The 15,681-nt window shown below is 61.1% G+C and carries 15 protein-coding genes and 1 pseudogene; 6 read left to right on the top strand and 10 right to left on the bottom strand.

Translation table 11 applies throughout. The annotated features are described in order from the left end of the window. Nucleotides 1-201 precede the first annotated feature (201 nt). Nucleotides 202-639: a hypothetical protein gene (locus tag V1277_RS30030; protein WP_334419370.1), complete on the top strand. Its 438-nt coding sequence runs from the start codon at nucleotides 202-204 to the stop codon at nucleotides 637-639. Here V1277_RS30030 and V1277_RS30025 read toward each other — a convergent pair. Together V1277_RS30025 and V1277_RS30020 are read right to left on the bottom strand one after the other, a co-directional pair. Further along, nucleotides 636-956, bottom strand: a pseudogene (locus V1277_RS30025) (hypothetical protein); the annotation flags it as partial. The gene V1277_RS30030 and the pseudogene V1277_RS30025 overlap by 4 nt on opposite strands. Before the next feature lie 527 nt (nucleotides 957-1,483). Then, complete coding sequence (locus V1277_RS30020; protein ID WP_334419369.1) at nucleotides 1,484-2,230, bottom strand: outer membrane protein; 747 nt, start codon at nucleotides 2,228-2,230, stop codon at nucleotides 1,484-1,486. A 298-nt stretch (nucleotides 2,231-2,528) separates the two neighbouring features. On the opposite strand from V1277_RS30020, the gene V1277_RS30015 reads away from it, so the two are divergent. Next, entirely contained in the window at nucleotides 2,529-2,822 is a 294-nt protein-coding gene (locus V1277_RS30015; RefSeq protein ID WP_065729148.1) for a DUF3551 domain-containing protein, read from the top strand. 153 nt (nucleotides 2,823-2,975) lie between these two features. Then, complete coding sequence (locus V1277_RS30010; RefSeq protein WP_334419368.1) at nucleotides 2,976-3,239, top strand: DUF3551 domain-containing protein; 264 nt, start codon at nucleotides 2,976-2,978, stop codon at nucleotides 3,237-3,239. A 6-nt stretch (nucleotides 3,240-3,245) separates the two neighbouring features. Here the strand turns inward: V1277_RS30010 and V1277_RS30005 are convergent, their stop codons facing one another. The 8 genes from V1277_RS30005 to V1277_RS29970 form a co-directional block, all read right to left on the bottom strand. Next, nucleotides 3,246-3,944, bottom strand: a complete 699-nt coding sequence (locus V1277_RS30005) for an ABC transporter ATP-binding protein (protein ID WP_334377147.1) — start codon at nucleotides 3,942-3,944, stop codon at nucleotides 3,246-3,248. 7 nt (nucleotides 3,945-3,951) lie between these two features. After that, entirely contained in the window at nucleotides 3,952-5,232 is a 1,281-nt protein-coding gene (locus tag V1277_RS30000) for a lipoprotein-releasing ABC transporter permease subunit (protein WP_334362958.1), read from the bottom strand. A gap of 69 nt (nucleotides 5,233-5,301) precedes the next feature. Continuing rightward, nucleotides 5,302-6,621 (bottom strand): proline--tRNA ligase, encoded by a 1,320-nt coding sequence (proS, locus tag V1277_RS29995; RefSeq protein ID WP_334419367.1) that lies wholly within the window; start codon nucleotides 6,619-6,621, stop codon nucleotides 5,302-5,304. A 249-nt stretch (nucleotides 6,622-6,870) separates the two neighbouring features. Next, nucleotides 6,871-7,395, bottom strand: coding sequence for a copper chaperone PCu(A)C (locus tag V1277_RS29990; RefSeq protein WP_334419366.1), 525 nt, complete (start codon nucleotides 7,393-7,395; stop codon nucleotides 6,871-6,873). Nucleotides 7,396-7,507: 112 nt separating this feature from the next. Beyond that, on the bottom strand, nucleotides 7,508-8,014 hold the full coding sequence (locus V1277_RS29985; RefSeq protein WP_334419365.1) for a TlpA family protein disulfide reductase: 507 nt from the start codon (nucleotides 8,012-8,014) through the stop codon (nucleotides 7,508-7,510). Beyond that, nucleotides 8,011-9,225: a sialidase family protein gene (locus V1277_RS29980; protein ID WP_334419364.1), complete on the bottom strand. Its 1,215-nt coding sequence runs from the start codon at nucleotides 9,223-9,225 to the stop codon at nucleotides 8,011-8,013. The genes V1277_RS29985 and V1277_RS29980 overlap by 4 nt, the downstream gene beginning before the upstream one ends. Before the next feature lie 29 nt (nucleotides 9,226-9,254). Beyond that, nucleotides 9,255-11,639 carry a TonB-dependent receptor family protein gene (locus V1277_RS29975; RefSeq protein ID WP_334419363.1) on the bottom strand — a complete coding sequence of 795 codons (2,385 nt, stop codon included), beginning with the start codon at nucleotides 11,637-11,639 and terminating at the stop codon, nucleotides 9,255-9,257. A gap of 94 nt (nucleotides 11,640-11,733) precedes the next feature. After that, nucleotides 11,734-12,108 carry a DUF2946 family protein gene (locus tag V1277_RS29970; RefSeq protein WP_334419362.1) on the bottom strand — a complete coding sequence of 125 codons (375 nt, stop codon included), beginning with the start codon at nucleotides 12,106-12,108 and terminating at the stop codon, nucleotides 11,734-11,736. Nucleotides 12,109-12,571: 463 nt separating this feature from the next. Between V1277_RS29970 and V1277_RS29965 the strand changes: the two genes are divergently transcribed. The 3 genes from V1277_RS29965 (at nucleotide 12,572) to V1277_RS29955 (ending at nucleotide 15,655) form a co-directional block, all read left to right on the top strand. Further along, nucleotides 12,572-12,973: a globin gene (locus V1277_RS29965; RefSeq protein WP_334419361.1), complete on the top strand. Its 402-nt coding sequence runs from the start codon at nucleotides 12,572-12,574 to the stop codon at nucleotides 12,971-12,973. 153 nt (nucleotides 12,974-13,126) lie between these two features. Further along, on the top strand, nucleotides 13,127-14,146 hold the full coding sequence (locus tag V1277_RS29960) for a sugar ABC transporter substrate-binding protein (protein ID WP_334419360.1): 1,020 nt from the start codon (nucleotides 13,127-13,129) through the stop codon (nucleotides 14,144-14,146). 6 nt (nucleotides 14,147-14,152) lie between these two features. After that, a complete protein-coding gene (locus V1277_RS29955; RefSeq protein WP_334419359.1) occupies nucleotides 14,153-15,655 on the top strand; it encodes a sugar ABC transporter ATP-binding protein in 1,503 nt (500 codons plus the stop codon). Nucleotides 15,656-15,681 lie beyond the last annotated feature (26 nt).

Raw genomic sequence — 15,681 nt, 5'->3', positions numbered from 1 at the left:
CTTGACCGTCGGATGCCGGGGCGCCGCGAGGAATCGTGGTACTCAGCAATTATGCGCGGACATTCGAACTCTTACCCGCTTGTTTTGGTCGCAGCAGTTGCTGGCCTTAGCTTCCTCTTCAGGTCCGCATACGAGGACGCTCTCAAAGCACACATCTTCAAACGATTGTCCGAATGGTTCGGACCGCTGGCGACTGACGTCGTGAGCGGGTTTATTGAAATAGTCCCTGCAATCACCCTCGCAATCGTCATTGTAGTGGGGCTGCATGCGTACATGAAAAGACAATTTGATGCCCGCTTCTCAAACGAAAGCAGCGCAAGGAGGCTTAAATTATCGAAGCTCAAGGGCGCTGGCGTGCAAATCCGCAACGCGAGTCTCTTTCTACAGCACTCATCTGGAAATTTTGACGAATTGCTTACTCAGATGGAGTCATGGGAACGAGAAACCGTTACCGCGATAGCGGCGATAGACCCCGCTGATGCGGAAGCTTTTAGGTGGCTGGACGAGATTCCGGAGCCCAAGATCAAGCTTGTATTCCCGCGTACCCATCACGAAGGGCAGCACATAAAGTCTCACAATGAGCATGATTTCAGGATCAAGAAACTAGACCTTCTTATCGATCGTTATGCTTCGCGCTAGTCTCGCTTCGTTAGAAGCCACCCCTGTGACTTCTCCCTGATCCATTCCAGGGCGTCAGCCTCCTTTTCAAACCCAAAGATCGTATCGACCTCGCCACCGCGCCAGAGAACGCTAACCTGATGGCCCTTCCCGATGGCGTATTGCCGAACCACAAATTGATACTCTGGCTTGTAGTTCGCTAGCTCCCACCGCTCCAACATCGCAACAAGATCATCCATCTCCCAGAGCTTATCAGTGACGCCAGCGGCCATTGCGGGCGTTACCTTGAGTGTCTGATGTATGCGAACGAAGTTGTAACAGAACGTGTGAAGAGCAATCGTAGGATCACGGTCAGGCTTCTGCCTGTCGCAATGTCGATGATCGACTTGGCGAGCTGGTTGGGGTCTCGGGGGCGTTTAGGGGTCATTCTTCCGGCTTTCGATGCCTACGCTTCGTTCCGTCGAAATTGTACCCAAGCGTGCAGCCTGGATTATTTTCGCGGTGCTCAAAATGGGCGGCCATGCCGTTTCGCCCCGTACTATGGGCGCGAATCTTACCGTGGCATTCCGGGCAGCGCATAAGACGGCCCTTATCGAGCCGCAGCGCCTGATCTAACGTGATCAGCTGCCACGCGCCTCTAGTTTTAAGCTCACAGGTCGGCTCACCATGCATGGTCCGAATATGCGGTGGAAATTGTCAACATTCCACCCCGGAACTTTGCCACAATCAAACTGACCCACTACCCAAGGCCCGTCTCACGACGCGTCTTACGACCATTCCGGCTTGGTTAACCGGCGCGCCCGCCCCAACAAAAAAGCCCCGGGGATGCCCCGGGGCTTCGATGTTGGTCGCAGGTCGCGTGCGATCAGTACCTCGCGACGCCCGGACCGCCGAACTTGTAGTTCAGACGGGCGGTGACGAGATCGACGTCCTGACTGATGCGGTCGGTGCCCAAGAAGGCGCCGCCCGGCGTGGTGAAGGTGTAGGTACGGTCCTGCATGAACAGGTGATTGTACTCAACGCCAACCGACCAGTTCGGGGCGAAGGCGTATTCGAGGCCTGCGCCGACCGTGGCGCCCCAGCGGGTGTCATCGCCGGTGACGCCAATGGTCGCGCCTGCAAGGTTGGAGATGCGATACTCGTTCGAGGTCACAGCCGCACCGCCCTTGACGTAGAGCAGGACGTTGTTGACGGCATAACCGACCTGACCCGTGAACAGGCCGAACGCATCGACGTTCGTGTGGTTGCGAGAGCCGGCGAACAGCGTGCTCACGTTGCTGCCCGAGAAGTCGGCCCAGTTGCCCTGGGCTTCAACGCCGAACACCCAGGTGCCAGCCTGCCAGCGATAGCCGATCTGGCCACCGACCGTGCCGCCGGTCGCGTCATGCGAGCCCTCGGGACCAACAGCGAAAGCGGGCGGAACCGAATCCCAGTCGTTGCGGCTCGAACCCCAGCCGCCGTTCGCACCGATGTAGAAACCGGTCCAGTCATACACAGCAGCAACCATCGGGGGCGCCTTGGTGTAAGGACGCGCAGCGAGATCAGCAGCAACAGCCGGCGCAGTCGCGCCGAGCGCGATCAGACTGGCCGTAACAAGCAAAACCTTCTTCATTCTTATTCCCGTTCCTTTTTTGACAGCCCCCAAGGCCGAGGCATGCTCATAACATCGTTGGCTCGAATTGCTGTAACCTCGCTGCAACAGCCCACACCAAACGGCCTCAGTGCGAACGCAAGTTAATGTTGTCTTGCAGGCGTTTTTCGAAACTTTGCGCCGCAGCTCGCCGTAAAAAATTCACATTTTGCTTTACGGCGGTATTGCAGGGCGGATTGGCTTGACGGGATTGCAGAGCTGCGGCTTGTGTCGTCAGAATGGAACGCGAAGCGCCAATGCGCCGTGAAGGAGATTCGAAATGCGTAGAGCGATTCTGGCCGTGCTGACCGCGATCGGATTGGCAGCTATCGGTGCTGCGCCCGCCGAAGCCGTAGGCACACGATATCCCTTCTGCATTCAAGGCACCGAGCAGCCGGGCCTCAGCAATTGCACGTTCACGAGCTACGAGCAGTGCCAGGCGACTGCCTCGGGTCGCTTTCTCACCTGCATCGCCAATCCCTATTATATCGGCGAGAGCGAACCGCCGCCCGCCGCGTATCGCCCGCTGCCCGGCCGCGCGCTGCCGCCCGCTCCCGGTTACGGCAGGTACTGAGCAGCGGCGCCTTTCGCCGCCGAGACATTCCGCACAGGCGAACCTCCGGACGCCCGCACCTACAGCGCGTGAACGTGATTTGACGCCGGACTGCGTCGAATGTCTGCTGGCCATCAGCACACGCGGACCGATGCAGCAGTGAAGGAGATTCTGATGCGCATTCTGGCTTTGGCAATTCTGGCGATCGGCGCAGCATCGGCGGCTGCACCGGCGCAAGCACAGACGTACGATCCCCGCTATCCGGTTTGCCTGCATGTCTATGGCCGGATCAGCTATTACGAATGTGCTTATACGTCGCTGCCCCAATGCAACATGTCGGCGTCGGGCCGCTCGGCGCAATGCATCATCAATCCCTATTTCGCACATGCGCAGGGACCGTCGGCATATCGCAACAAGCGATACCGCAACGTTTACTGAACGCCGTTATTCGAGTTCGACGACCCGGCCGTCGACCAGCGACACCCGCCGGTCCATGCGGCCGGCCAACTCCATGTTGTGGGTGGCAATCAGCATCGCGACCTGCGTCGCCTTCACGAGTTGCATCAGCGCCTTGAAGACGTGATCGGCGGTATGCGGATCGAGATTTCCGGTCGGCTCGTCGGCGAGTAGCGCCCGCGGCGCGTTGGCGACGGCACGCGCAATCGCAACGCGCTGCTGCTCGCCGCCGGAGAGTTCGGCCGGCCGGTGCGAGGTGCGATCGCCGAGGCCGAGATAGGCCAGAATTTCCTGCGAGCGCTTGATCGTCTCGGAGCGTTTGAGGCCGCGGATCATCTGCGGCAGCATGACGTTTTCGAGCGCGGTGAATTCCGGCAACAGCCGATGCGATTGATAGACGAAGCCGATGTCGGAGCGCCGGATCTGGGTGCGGTCGATGTCAGACAATTGCGAGGTCGGCGTGCCCGCGACATAGACCTCACCCTCGTCGGGACTTTCGAGCAGGCCTGCGATGTGCAGCAGCGTCGATTTGCCAGACCCCGACGGTGCCACCAGCGCCACCGACTGCCCCGCCCACAGCGCAAGCTTGGCGCCGTCGAGAATGGTCAGCGTCGCCTCGCCCTGCCTGTACTCGCGTTTTATCTCGTGGAGATAGATAACGGGTACATCTTCCGCCTCCTCGGCCATCTCGCCCTCACTCGTACCGGAGCGCATCGACGGGATCGAGGCGCGCGGCGCGCCAGGACGGGTAGAGCGTCGCCAGGAAGGACAGTGTCAGCGCCATGATCACGACCGCAGTGGTCTCGCCGAAATCGATTTCGGCCGGCAGCCGGGAGAGGAAATAGAGTTCCGGCGAGAACAATTCGGTGTTGGTCATCCAGGACAGGAACTGGCGGATCGATTCGATGTTCAGGCAGATCAGCATGCCGACGAAAAATCCGGTCAGCGTGCCGACCACACCGATCGCAGCGCCCGTGATCAGGAATATCCGCATGATCGAGCCCTGCGAGGCGCCCATGGTGCGCAGGATGGCGATGTCCTGGCCCTTGTCCTTGACCAGCATGATCAGGCCGGAGACGATGTTGAGCGCGGCAACCAGCACGATCATGGTCAGGATCAAAAACATCACGTTGCGCTCGACCTGAAGCGCATTGAAGAAGGTCGAGTTGCGCTGCCGCCAGTCGACCAGGAAGACCGGCCGCCCCGCAGCCTCCGTCACGCTCTTGCGGAACGCATCGATTCGATCGGGATTGCTGGTGAATACCTCGATCGCGGTGACGTCGTCCTTGCGGTTGAAATAGGCCTGCGACTCCGGCAGCGGCATGAACACGAAGCTTGCGTCATATTCCGACATGCCGATCTCGAACACGGCCGCGACCTTGTAAGGCTTGATGCGCGGCGTCGTGCCCATTGGGGTCACCGCGCCCTTGGGCGCAACCAGCGTGATGGTGTCGCCGGCATGCAGCGACAATTGATCGGCGAGCCGGCGTCCGATGATGACGCCCTGCCCCTCGTCAAACCCCTCCATCGTGCCCTGCTTGATGTTCTTGGCGATCGAGGTGAGGTTGTTCAGGTCCGCAGCGCGCATGCCGCGCACCAGCACGCCAGCGGCGTTGAAGGCGGAAGATGCCAGCGCCTGACCGTCCACAACCGGCGCGGCAAGGCGGATGCCATCGACCTGGCTGATGCGCTCGGCGACGTCCTTCCAGTCGGTCAGCGGCGATTCCAAGGGCTGCACCAAGATGTGGCCGTTCAGCCCAAGGATCTTGTCCAGCAGTTCCTTGCGGAAGCCGTTCATCACGGCCATCACGATGATCAGCGTGGCGACGCCGAGCATGATGCCGAGGAACGAAAAGCCGGCGATGACGGAAATGAAGCCTTCCTTGCGACGCGCCCGCAAGTAACGCCCGGACAGCAGCCATTCGAAGGGCGCAAAAGGCGGAGTTCGGGCTGTCTCGTTCATGGTCTCATCCATTACTCGATAATCCCATGATTCGGGCCAAATGTGGCCGTATTGGCCAACATATCAGCCGCGGTGGATATCTTATCCAGCGATCTTCGCCACCACTTCCGCCGGGCTGAGATTCTCCCGCGAGCCATCGCTGCGCCGCTTGATCTCGAGCTTGCCCTCGGCGAGGCCCTTCGGCCCGACCAGAATTTGCCAGGGGATGCCGATCAGGTCGGCGGCGGCGAATTTCGCGCCGGCGCGCTGGTCGGTATCGTCATAGAGCACATCGACGCCCTTGGCCTGAAGCTCGCGATAAAGCTTCTCGCAGGCGCCATCGACGGCTGCGTCCCCCTGCTTCAGGTTCAAAATCACGGCAGTGAACGGTGCCACGGCCTCCGGCCACTTGATGCCGGCATCATCGTGGCAGGCCTCGATGATGGCGCCGACCAGCCGCGAGACCCCGACGCCGTAGGAACCGCCATGGATCGGCACGTCGACACCGTCGGGGCCGGCGACCAGTGCCTTCATCGCATCGGAATATTTGGTGCCGAAATAGAAGATCTGGCCGACCTCGATGCCGCGCGTGTTGACGCGCTTGTCGGCCGACACTTCGCGCTCGTAACGAGCGGCATCGTGGACGTCCTCGGTTGCGGCATAGACCGACGTCCATTGCTTGATGATGCCGGTCAGATCGCCGTCGTAATCGACGTCGTCGGGCGGGATCGGCAGGTTCAGTACGTCGCTGTTGCAGAACACGCCGGACTCGCCGGTTTCCGCCAGCACGATGAATTCGTGGCTGAGGTCGCCGCCGATCGGCCCGGTCTCGGCGCGCATCGGGATCGCCTTCAATCCCATTCGCGCGAAGGTGCGCAGGTAAGCGACGAACATCCGGTTATAGGAACGGCGCGCCGCCGCCTCGTCGATATCGAAGGAATACGCATCCTTCATCAGGAACTCGCGGCCGCGCATCACGCCGAAACGCGGGCGCTGCTCGTCGCGGAACTTCCACTGGATGTGATAGAGATTGAGCGGCAGGTTTCTGTAGGATTTGACGTAGGCGCGAAAGATCTCGGTGATCATTTCCTCATTGGTCGGCCCATACAGCAATTCGCGCTTGTGGCGGTCGCTGATCCGCAGCATCTCCGGGCCGTAGGCGTCGTAGCGTCCGCTCTCGCGCCAGAGGTCGGCGAGCTGCAGCGTCGGCATCAACAGTTCCAGGGCGCCGGCGCGGTCCTGTTCCTTGCGGACGATCTGCTCGATCTTCTTCAGCACCCGGAAGCCGAGCGGCAGCCAGGCGTAAATACCTGCCGCCTCCTGCCGCATCATGCCCGCGCGCAGCATCAGCCGATGCGAGACGATCTCCGCCTCTTTCGGATTCTCTTTCAGGATGGGTAGAAAAAACCGCGACAACCGCATGGGACAACTCGAGGAATCAGTGGGCTACCGGAAGAGGTGCAGTGAAACCGGATCGGCTGCGAAAACACAAGGCCGGAAGCCGCGAAAAAGCCGCTGAAAACGCGGATTTGTAGGTCGTTTTGGCGGTGAATTGTTGGTTTCCCAATCGGTAGGATGGGTAGAGCGCAGCGAAACCCATCAACGCCTGCAATAACCGCGCAGGCGATGGGTTTCGCTTTCGCTCTACCCATCCTACAAATTGCTCGCCGCCTATTTCTTCATGCCGGAATGATCGTGCTTCATGCCCGTGTGGCCTGAATGATCCGCACTCGCCGGCCCCTGCGCACCGACGCCCTGCACGTCGAGCGACAACGTCACCTTTCCCGCTTTCTCGAATTCAAGCGTGACCGGCACCTTGTCGCCCTGCTTGAAGGGCTGCTTGAGATCCATCAGCATCAAATGATAGCCGCCCGGCGCAAGCTTGACGGTCTTGCCCGGCTCGATCGGCAGGCCCTTGTCGAGCGGCCGCATTGTCATGACGCCGTTATTCATCGCCATCTCGTGAATTTCGACCTTGCCGATGTTATCGCCCGAGCCGCCAACGAGTTTGTCCGGCGCGCTGCCTTTGTTCTCGACGGTGAGATATCCACCGGCGATTTTTGCGCCGCTCGGCGTAGCGCGGCTCCAGGCTTGCTTGATGACGAGATCTCCGGCCTTGACTTCCTGAGCATGCGCGGGCGTGCCCAGGAGAGCAAACAGGGCGGCGAAGGCGAAGAATGGCAAGACAGGTTTCATCGGATGTCTTTCGATTTGTGAAGTATGGCCGACACGCAACGGACGGCCGAGGGCCGCCGTTGCATTAACGTGAGAATGCAACGTTCATGTTCACAATAGCGGGATTGCGTCCTTATTTCTTCGTAGCCTTTTGCTGAACCAACCATTTTTCGAGGTCCGGTATTTCCGCCGAACCTTCGATCGTGGTCACGGTTCCATCCCGCCCGATCAGGAGCGTGCGCGGGATATCCCCCTGCCAGGCGGGATCGATCTCGAACCGGAGGCGTTCGACGAAGCCGTCGCTGAAAATCCAGTTCTCCGCCAATCCCAGCCCGGCCTTCTCCAGCATCGCGCGCGTTGGGCCGGGCAGATTCGGGACGAGATCGGCGCTGACCATCACGACGTCGATCTCGGAATGGTCCTTCATGAATTGTCCGAGCAGCGGCAATTCGACCTTGCAAGGACCGCAGGTGACGCCCCAGAAATGCACCAGCGTCGGGCGCCCGGCATGCGAACGCAGCACCTCCTGCCAGCTTCCCCGCACGAACGGCTTGAGCGTGAGCTCGGACGGTGTCTCGGCGCCGGGCGCGGCGCCGAGACACGCAACCAGGAATATGACGGCGAGCAGGAGGCGTTTCATGATCCATCTCCGATCGGCAAAAGGCGATATCCGTCCGCCTTGGTCATCCACGAAAGGTAGGTCTTCTGTCCATCGCTGACCAGCAACGGATGGTCGGACGTATCAGTCGTCGTGGCGATTGCGACCGGCTTTGACCAGCTCTTGCCCTCATCATGCGACGTCATTGCGTTGACCGCGGTCTTCTCGCCATCGAACTCTTTCCAGACCATGGTGGCGCCGCGCGGGCCGGCAAGCACATAGGGCCGCGCGGGATTGCGGTCGGAACGGCCGAGCGGAAGCGGATCGGAAAACGTACGTCCCTCGTCTTGCGAGCGGGCATAGAACAGCCCCTTGCGCGCCTTGCCGTTGGTGTACCACGTCACGTGGTGAGTGCCGGCGGGCGAGATCGAAAGACTTGGCCCATGATGCGGGCACGCGGCAATCTGCCAATCGTCGTTGCTGACGCGGCGAACCTCGCCCGGCGTCGCCGGGTCGGCGAACGTCATGATCGCGTGATCCCGCACACCGCCGTCGAAGATGTTCCTGAACACCACCACGGGACGGCCGGCGCCTGCGAATGCCAGGCCGAGCCGGCAACATTCGCAGGTGTTGTCGGCTGCCAGCCGCGTCTCGGAATAGGTCGCTCCGCCGTCCTTCGATGACGAGAAGAACAGCCCTGCCCCTTCATATTTCCTGCCCTTCTCACGCGCAGGCGCCCGGTTGCGCTTGTCGATCCAGGCCGCAAACACCGAACCATCAGCATCGAGACCGAGCGCGACAAAACGCTGGCTCTCATTGCTCGACGTAATCGGCTGCGGCTCGGCAAAGCTCTGGCCGCCATCGGTCGACCTCGTGGTCAGCACCTGACCATTGAACGCCTTGTCCCGGAAGCGCGAAAACGCCAGTGCAATGCCGCCGTTTTTCTCGATGATGATCTGCGGACGCGCATCCGGCCCCCAATCAAGGTTGAGCTTTTCTTTTGTCACCTGAACCGGCGTCGAAAAGCTGCGCCCTTCATCCTTCGAACTCGCGACCGATATCTGGCCTCCCGCCATCCAGGCGAGCCACAGCGTTCCATCCGGCGCGAAAGCCGGCATGACCTTCGACGCGCAGCGCAAGGCTGTCTCCTCGCACGCCGCTTCCGAGGCATGCTGATGATGACTCATTTGGGCTTGCGCTGCACTTTGGTAAAGCGAGAGGGCGAGCATCGCGAGCAGGCTCATTCGCAGCATGGCTTTACTCCTCCTGCGTTGTTGTCCGGTCATTTGAACGCCAGCTTCATTCCGGCAATGAACGCGCGCGGCGAGCCGGCGTAGATCGAGCCGGTCGTGTTCGCCAATACGCTGGCGGGATTCTGGATGCCTCCTGCCGTCACCGAGTTTGCGATGTTGTTCGCGGAAGCCACATAAGTCCGGTCAAACACGTTCCTGACTTCGACATACATGCTCAACGACTTGAAGTAGTCGGACTTGAGGTCCGTATTGTAGTGCACGTTGAGATTGACCAGTTCGTAGCCGGGCGCCTTCAGGAGGTTGGCGTTGTCCATGTAGAACGAGTCTTTCCACTGGACCTCGACAAACGCCCCGAGGCCTGCAAGCGGACCCCACATTTGATCATAGCCGAGCCGTGCTGTCAGTTCGTGCGGTGAGATGCCGGGAATCTTGTTGCCCGCGCGGTTGAAGCTGAACGTCGCGCCGTTGACGATATTCTCGGTGTATTCTGTATAGACCTCGTCGAGATAGGTGTAGGCGGCCGTGAAACGCCAACCGGGATAGAACTTCCAGTCGGCGGCAAGCTCTACGCCGCGATGTTCCGATCGTGGGGCGTTGAACGTGAAGCTTGCATTGGGTGCGCCGACCTGCGTGGCCTGTGTAACCAGCTCGTTCTTGAAAAATTCGTAGAAGCCGGTCGCGCTGAATTTGAGCGCGTTGTTCGGCGTCCAATCGAACCCGATGTCGTAACCGAGGTTCTGCTGCGTCTTTAGCTGTGTATTGTTGCCGTTCCGGCCGTCAGAGAGGACGAAGAGGTTGCCGACCTGCGGCGTGCCGTATCCGGTGGCCACGCGTGCCCTGAACAGCCACTCGCTGTTCAGCTTGTAGAGCAGCGCCAGTTCGGGCGCGGTGTTCTGAAATTGCCGATCGGCGACTATCGGCACTCCTGGCGTCGCCGTTGGAACATTGGGCGTGTTGTAGGCGTAAGAGGTGTTAATCCCCTTGAGATGAGTGGTTTCCCATCCAATGCCGGCGATAGCCGTCAGATTCGGCGTCAGCTTGAGTTCTTCGCGAGCGCGAACGCCATAGTTCGTGGTGTCGCTCCAGGTATTGCTTTGCAGAAGGCCGAGCCTCGCATTGCCTCCTGGCATGACGTGGCGTGTATCGCTCGACGCCGTCAGCGTGTTGTAGAACGCGCCGAAATACGTCGTCGATTCCATGCCCAGAATCTCGCCGCGCTTGGTCACGTCGCTCATGTAGTTGTACGACGGGAAATCGCCGATCGCGCTGGTCGCTCCCGTCGGCTGGCTGATATTGCGATCGTCGAACACGAACTGGTTGCGCCAGGTCGTCGTATTATCGAAGTCGTGCTCCCATCTACCGCCGACGATGGTGCGGCGATCTTCGCGGCCGAGCCCGGCCTGGATGGCGGTGATCGGAGTCCTTGTGCCGTTGAAGCCGTTGTTGAGGAGGTTAACTGAGGCGCAGCCGGCGATGCCCGCCATATCGCAGCCCTGCTGGAACGGGTTCTGATAATACTGGTTGAGCGACAGCCGGAGCGGCACCCGAGTATCGAGATTGTTGTTGATGAACTTGACCGTGAACCGGTCGTCGGGCGTCGCCTGCAACGTGCCTAAGAAATTCACCGTCTGGGTGTTGAACCAGCTATTCTGGATAAAACCGTCGCCGCGCGCATCGCTGGCGAACAACGAATACTCGAAATTGCCGACCTTCTTGCCTGCGGCGAGATAGTTGTTGAGATAGCCGAAGCTGCCGCCATCGACGCCGTACTCGACCCCGTCGATAGTGCGCCCCGGGCGGGTGCGGAAATTGAGCGCGCCGCCCGTGGCATAGTTGCCAAAGAGTGCTGAAGACGGTCCTCGGATGACATCGATCGCGCCATAGGCCTTGGGATCGATCAGGTCGCTGCGGGAAAGCCCGTCCGGCTGCGTGACCGGAAAGCCGTCGTCGAAGATCACGAGATTGCGGATGCCAAAGCCATTTCGGGCATTGGAACCGCGGATCGAGATGCCGATATCGCGCGGCCCGTTGCCCTGCTTCACCGAGATACCCGGGCTCTCGCGCAGCACGTCGGCCACGGAGAACGACGGCCGGTTGTCGAACTGGCTGCGGTCGATGGTGGTTTCGGTCTGGCCGTTCGGCGCCTGGTAAAGCAGCGCGCGCGCTACGCTCGGGGTAATTCCTGCGGTAAGCGACGCTGAAGGCGCGGGGTTGGCCGAAGGTGGCCTTGCCTGCGTCCGGGCAGACACCCGAACGGCCGGCTTTCGGGCCGCAGGTCTGGCAGTCGTGGCGCGCGGCGCATCGACCGTGACCGCCGGCAACGCCGTTTGGGCGGTCGCATTCGACGGCGTGAGGGATAGCGCACTGCCAAGCACAAGCAGGCTCGCGCTTCCCAAAACACGATGGGGGTACATAAGACATTCCTGACGCCAGCGCTTTGGCCGGCTTGCTCAATTGAACGAACTGGCACGGCCGCAGGCCGCACCGGTTGACGGAGGTCAAGTGAGGTCAGGAAATGGAGGGAGGCGCGCGCGCCTGCGCTTGCGAACCGGCACGGGAAGCGAACCGGTCTGGGGCAAATTCGATCCAGACCACGCGCACATGATCGAGGTCGACCGATATTGCGACCGCAGTCTCCGGCGGGTCGACCGGGGCTCCGGTCTGCAGCACGCTGCAAACCGAACAGCATCCGTCATGGGCGCGGTGGCCGGCCTGATCGGCCTGCCCGGCACCGCCGCCGCCATCGCCGTGGCAGATCACGGCGCCGGCGAGCGGATCGGAAGCTGCAATGCTCGCCGCCCAGCATGCGCCGATGGGTGCAAAAATCTGCACCATCAGGGCAATCAGGACAATTGGCAGAAAATTCTTCAGCCGCCGGCGCATCGCAAACCCATCCGCTTCAGACCTTAATCACTTCAGGAGTCTGAAGTCGAGATCAGGTTCCCGGAACTATGTTGCAGCTTCAAGGAGAGATGCTGGCGAAAAGCGACGCGTTTTGCATCATTAAGAGGGCGCCCTACCCCGATACCAAGCATCGGGCGAATTGCAGCTAAATCCACAACTGCGAGTAGCACATTCCCAATCATTTCGCAGAGTGCTGGAATTTTGAACAAACGTTGCCGAAATTGGTGACAAGACGAAAAAGATGGTCTACCAATTCGGGCTCAGGCTTGCCGACAGGCAAAGCTTGGTGGTCCAAGTCTCGGGAGGAGCCCTGACGCGCACAAGCAGCGTCGCCTCGACAATCAAGATCAAATCTAAATTTTCGAGGAAATTAAGGGTCGACACAATTTTTGAGCAGGGCTTGGTGCCCTGCTCTTTTTTTTCGTTACGATCGCAAACGACAATGACGGCATCGTCAAATCCGATCGAGCGAAGTTTTGAGCTGGCCGCCGAGCGCAGCGAAGATCTGACGCCGCTGGTCTATCGCCGCCTGTTCGAGGCACATCCCGAAGCGCGGACGATGTTTCCGACAGAGGGCAGCGAACTCGTCAAGGGCTCAATGCTGGCCCTGACGATCGAGGCGATGCTGGATTTCGCCGGCCAACGCACCGGCCATTTCCGCCTGATCACGTCAGAGATTTCCTCGCACGATGCCTACGGCACGCCGCGTGAACTGTTCGTCGCCTTCTTCGGCATCATCGCACAGACGCTGCGCGACATCGTCGGGCCAGACTGGTCGGACGAAATCGATGCAGCGTGGCGGAAATTGCTCGGCGAGATCGAGGGCCACGTTGCAGCGCAGTGAACTGACGCGCACCAAAGCTTCCTGAAGCTCATTGAGACGGACGATCAAGTCATCCGGTGGCGCAAACGCGCCGAGTGTGAAAGACTGCCTCGATCCGCGGTGCGTGCAATCGACGCCGACGGCCATAACAAACGACAAGCGAGGGAGCAAACGATGTCCGGAACTGACAAAACGGCAACGACCAGGCGCGACCTTCTTCAGGCCGCAGGCGTGGCTGGCGCAGCCACCGCCCTGCTCGGGGGACTGGGTATTAATCCGGCGCTGGCGGCAGCCGCGCGTTCAGAAAAACCGTTGAAAGCTGCGTTCTCCAATGCAGGTCTGCAGGCGACCTGGTGCGCCCAGGGCAAGCAGGCGGCAGAGTGGTGGGGCAAGCTGTTCAACGTCGAGGTCACCTGGTTCGACGGCCAGCTCGACGCCGTCAAGCAGCGCGCGGCGATCGACAACATGGCATCGCAAAAATGGGATTTCGTGGCCATCCAGGCATTCGGCATCGGCACACTGACCCAGCCCGTGCAGAAGATGATCGATGCCGGCATTCCCGTGATCGACATGGACACGCTGATCGCGCCGCTCGATCAGATCAAGGTTCATTCGTTCCTGGCGCCCGACAATGAATTCATGGGCGCTTCGGTGACCCAGGCGCTGTGCAACGCCATGGGCGGCAAGGGCAAGATCATCATGACGCAGGGCGCCCTCGGCCATACCGGCGCGCAGGGCCGCGCCAAGGGCTTTAACACAGTGGTGAAGCAATTCCCGAACATCGAGGTGCTGGACACCCAGCCCGCGGATTGGGACGTCTCAAAGACGGCGCGGCTGTGGGAGACCTATCTGACAAAGCATCCGCAGATCGACGCGGCCTTCTTCCACAATGACGACATGGCGTTGGCCGCCTACAACATCATGAAGGCGCGCAACCGCACCAACATCCTGATCGGCGGCGTCGACGCCATGCCGCCGGCGATCCAGGCGGTGAGCGAAGGCCGCATGTTCGCGACCGTCCGCAATCCCTCCTGCCGCATCCATGGTGGCGCCATCATTGCCGGCGTCGCCGCGGTAACCGCGGGCGAGAAGAGCGGACAGGGTATTCCAAAGCACGTCATCACCGACGGCCCGGTCGTGACCAAGGCCAATGCCGCCGGCATGCAATGGATGGAGGACCATTTCCTGATCTGAGTCAGCATGCCCGTGGGACTTAAGCCCATCCTCGAACTGCAAGAGATCACGAAGGCCTTCGGCGGCGTCGAAGCCCTTCGTGGTGTCGATTTTGCGCTTTCTCCCGGCGAGGTCCATGGTCTCGTCGGCGAGAACGGCGCGGGCAAAAGCACGCTGATGAAGATCATCGCCGGCGTGCATGCCGATTTTTCCGGCCGCTTTATCCTGGACGGCCGGGAGACCCGCTTCCGCTCGGTGCGCGATGCGCATGCGGCGGGCATCGCGATGGTGCATCAGGAACTGAGCGTGGCGCCAGATCTGTCGGTGGCCGAGAACGTGTTTCTGGGCAACCAGCCGACCAACCGCTTCGGCTTCGTGCAATGGCGGCGGATGGCGCGCGAGGCCGGCGAGCAACTCAAACGTTTCGGCATCGACGTCGATCCGATGTCGCGGCTCGGCGACCTCCCGATCGGCCTGCAGCAACTGATCGAAATCGCCCGCGTGCTGTTTTCCGGCGCCCGCATCATCATCCTCGACGAGCCGACCTCGGCACTGTCGCCGCCGGAAGTGGAGCGCCTCTTCGCGACCCTCAAGCGGCTGCGCGACGAAGGCACCAGCATCGTCTTCATCTCGCATTTCATCGAGGACATCCTGCGCGTCTCCGACGTCGTGACGGTGTTCCGCAACGGCAGGAAGGTCGCCGAGACGAGGGCCGCCGAGACCAACAAGCCCGCGCTGATCGAGGCCATGATCGGCCATGGCCGCGAGGCGCTGGAGGAGACCTACACGCACGACATCATGCTGCCGCCGCCCGCCGAGAGGCCGGTGGTGCTGAATGCGAGCGGGCTGTCGCTCGCCCGCAGCCTGCGCGACGTTTCGTTCGACGTCCGCGCCGGCGAAGTGCTCGGCATCTACGGCTTTATGGGATGCGGCCAGCTCGAGCTGGCGCGGATCCTGTTCGGCAAGCTCAAACCCGACCAGGGCTCGCTGGCGATCGCCGGCGAACAAAAGGCCTTCCGCAGCACGGCCGGCGCGCGTCGCGCCGGCATCGCCTTCGTGCCCGAGAGCCGGCGCGACATGCTGTTTCACCAGGAGCCGGTCTACAAGAACATCTCGATCAGCGTCCTCGACCGCATTTCATCCCTGCTGCTCAAACCGTCGCGCGAACGCGAGATCGCCGCGCGCCAGGTCGACCAGTTGCGGATCCGGCCCGCCGCCGTCGAACTCGATCTCGGCATGCTATCGGGCGGCAATCAGCAGAAGGTCGCGCTGGCGAAGTGGTTGAGCTATCCGCCGCGGCTATTGGTGCTGTGCGAACCGACCCGCGGCATGGATGTCGGCGCCAAGGACGACGTCATCCACATCGTCAGAGATTTGCGCGCCAAGGGGCTTGCCGTCATCGTGCTCTCCACCGAGCCGGAGACGGTGCTGTCGCTCGCCGACCGCATCATCGTGCTCAAGCGCGGCGCGGTGGTGCGCGAATTTTCCAACGAACGGATCAGCAAGGACCGCCTGCTCGAAGCGGCGTGAGGAGACCGACATGACTTCAGGTGAAA

The sequence above is a fragment of the Bradyrhizobium sp. AZCC 1588 genome (genome assembly GCF_036924735.1).
Lineage (GTDB): Bacteria > Pseudomonadota > Alphaproteobacteria > Rhizobiales > Xanthobacteraceae > Bradyrhizobium.
The sequence above is the reverse complement of the archived record's forward strand: the minus strand, read 5'-3'. Positions and strand labels throughout refer to the sequence as shown.